At 68.5% G+C, this 2,918-nt stretch carries 3 protein-coding genes; 2 read left to right on the top strand and 1 reads right to left on the bottom strand.

Features of this window, described 5'->3' with window-relative positions:
• Positions 1–53 precede the first annotated feature (53 nt).
• The gene (locus ACGF5O_RS49010) at positions 54–704 is read right to left on the bottom strand and encodes a hypothetical protein (protein ID WP_393816434.1); all 651 of its coding nucleotides are present in this window, start codon (positions 702–704) and stop codon (positions 54–56) included.
• A gap of 51 nt (positions 705–755) precedes the next feature.
• Here ACGF5O_RS49010 and ACGF5O_RS49015 point away from each other — a divergent pair, with 51 nt between their 5' ends.
• The gene (locus tag ACGF5O_RS49015; RefSeq protein WP_393816435.1) at positions 756–1,289 is read left to right on the top strand and encodes a hypothetical protein; all 534 of its coding nucleotides are present in this window, start codon (positions 756–758) and stop codon (positions 1,287–1,289) included.
• Positions 1,290–1,353: 64 nt separating this feature from the next.
• A complete protein-coding gene (locus ACGF5O_RS49020; RefSeq protein WP_393816436.1) occupies positions 1,354–2,886 on the top strand; it encodes an ISKra4 family transposase in 1,533 nt (510 codons plus the stop codon).
• The last annotated feature ends 32 nt before the right edge of the window (positions 2,887–2,918 follow it).

Below are 2,918 nucleotides of genomic sequence, written 5' to 3' on the forward strand. Positions count from 1 at the left end.
TGGGTGTGGCTCGTTCTCGGGGAAGGGCTGAGCTGGGAAAACGCTGGTGGCCGTTAGGTAATGGTCAGCGGATTTGGTGGCTCCGCGAGCGACAGCTTCTTCCTGCATGAAGTGATCCTGGTCCCGGCCCAGTCGTGGACCGCCATCGTGTCGTGGGCGATGCCCGAGATGTGGTGAGCCGTCTGCTGTGCCTGCTGGATCCAGTCCGCGATTGGGTCTTCGTGCCGGACCCGATCGAGTCGTTGACGGGCCACTTCGGGCTGTCCCACCAGTGCGGCGGCCACGCCGGCGTTGAAGTCCTCCCACAGGTAGCCGGGCCGGCTGGGCCGTCCCATCAGTGCCTCGGCGGTGGTGCCGAGGTCGACGAACCGGGCCCTGAGGTCCTTGACCCGCTGTTCGGCTTCATGGGCGAGTGCGGTCGCGACGGTGGTGAACTGTGCTTCGTTGCGGAAGTCCTCTGTCGGCCGGACCTGTTCGGCGAAGTCGAAGGCCAGGTACCCGAGGTCCCACCACAGCCACATTGCCCCCACGGTGAGTCCGCTTCCCTGGCTCCAGCGAGGCGAGGGGAACTCCACGATGCCGATCCACCATCCGTGATCATCGATCCAGATACGGGACCTGCCCTGCTGGCGGAGGCCAAGCGGACGCAGCCGTTCCCGGGCTGCTGCGGTGATCAGTCTCGACGCGGGAGAGATGGCTGCCATGCTGGCCATTGTGAACAGAGCCTGACCGCAGTGTTCGGGTAGGGGGCATGGATGGTGTCGTTGATCGAGGAGTTGGAGGCGCGGGAGGCGGCGGCCCGGGCCCGGGTGGAGGCGCTGGAAGCGGAGATCGTGGAGTTGACCGCTCGTCTTGAGGGTGAGCGGGAGGCGTGGTCGCGGTTGCGGATCACCCGGGAGACGGTGACTGAGGTGATCATGGATCTGGGTGGAACCGGGACGGCTGCACCGGTGGCCGGGGGCGCGGAGCCGGAGGGTGTGGTGGAGTCCGGGGTGCGGGTGGTGGGGGCGATCATGGTGCCGCACTGGCGTGAGGGGCTCTCGGTGGAGGCGCTGCCGGATGTGTACCGGGACATCGTTGAGGTCGTCACGGACGCTGCGAAGCCGGTGCAGGCGAAGCAGATCGTGCCCAGGATCGGGCTGCCCGCGGTGACCGCGAAGATTGAGGGGACGCGGGGGAAGCTGAAGCGGTTGGTGGAACGAGGCTGGCTGGTGGAAGACGCGCCGGGGCGGTTCACGGCGGCCCACCCGGGCCGGGACGTGAAATTAAGTGAACTCGCGGAACGATAAAGACTCTTCTCTCTAACTTCGGAGGTACCACCCAAACCGAAGCGCGGAAGAAAGAAGAGCCGTTGTGGAACCGTACGACGCCTTGCATGCCATCGATCCGTTCGCCGCCGCGGCAAGTGCCTTCGACCGCCTGACACAGGTGCTGGCTGGCCCGGCCTCGGCCGTGCTGCCCCATCATGATCTGGAGGATCTGATCGAGGTGCGGGGCCGTGAGCTGCTCCGGTTGCTGTTCCAGGCCCATCTCGATCTGCGGGAGCGGCAGGAGCGGGACCGGACGGGTCGGGCCGGCCGGGAGGTGGTCCGGGGCGCGGACGGAAAGGTTCGCCCACATCGTGAACCAGGGCATTGTCGGCGTCTGGCCTGCGTGTTCGGCACGGTCACGGTGACACGGACCGCATGGCGGGGCACGTCGATGAGCAACGTCCATCCGCTCGATGCGGACCTCTCGCTGCCCGCCGGGCTGCACTCACACGGCCTGCGCCGGCTCGCTGTCGCCGAGGCGGTGCGTGGTTCCTACGATCAGGCGAGGGAGGCGATCGAGGGCCGGTGCGGGAAGGTCCTGGGTAAACGGCAGGCCGAACACCTCGTCGTGGCCGCGGCCTGTGACATCGACAGCTTCTACCGGCACCGCGTTCCCCTGCCGGCGACCGCGTCCACGACGCTGGTCCTCCAGGCCGACGGCAAGGGCATCGCGATGCGGCCCGAGGCCCTGCGGCCCGCGACCTTGAAAGCACACCTGAACACCGAGCGGGCGATGCGCACCCGGCTCGCGCCGGGCGAGAAACCGCACCGCAAGAGGATGGCCACGCTGGCCTGTGTCTTCGACGCCGATCCCGCCCCCAGGCGGCCGCACGACATCATCGCCCCACCGGACGGCCGCAGCGGCACCCGCGCGCCACGGCCGGGGCCGAAAGCGCGGGCGAAGTGGCTGACCGGCTCAGTGATCCACCCGCCCGAGCACACGATTGCCGCCGCCTTCGAGCAGGCCGAGGCCCGCGACCGCGATCACGTCCGGACCTGGGTCGCCCTCGTCGACGGCGCCCGCCACCAACTCGACCTGATCCAGACCGAGGCCGGCCGGCGCGGCATCACCGTCCATGTCCTGCTCGACATCGTGCATGTCTCGGAGTACGTGTGGGCGGCCGCGCACAGTTTCCACCAGCCCGGCACCCCGGCGGCCGAAGTCTGGGTCGCTGGCCACCTGACCACGATCCTCCACGGCCAGGCCGCCCGAGCTGCCGCTGAGATCACCGCGCAGGCCGAGCAGAGCGGACTACGCGGAACCAAACGCGAAGCCGCCGACGCCTGCGTCCGCTACCTCACCGGCCACCTCGATCAGCTCCACTACGACACCGCCCTCGCCAAGGGCTGGCCGATCGCCACCGGCCCGATCGAGGGCGCATGCAGGCACCTCATCGGCGACCGCCTGGAGATCACCGGAGCAAGGTGGGGACTCGACGGCGCCGAAGCCGTCCTCAAACTCCGCGCCGTGAAGGACAACGGAGACCTCGACGCCTACTTAACCTTCCACCTCGCCCGCGAACACGAACGGCTCTACCCCGCCCCTGACCAGCACAACTACGACCTCACGGCCTGAGCAGCAATCATCCCTCGGGAAGAGCCACACCC

Source organism: Streptomyces sp. NPDC048291 (assembly GCF_043201715.1).
Taxonomy (GTDB): Bacteria; Actinomycetota; Actinomycetes; order Streptomycetales; family Streptomycetaceae; genus Streptomyces.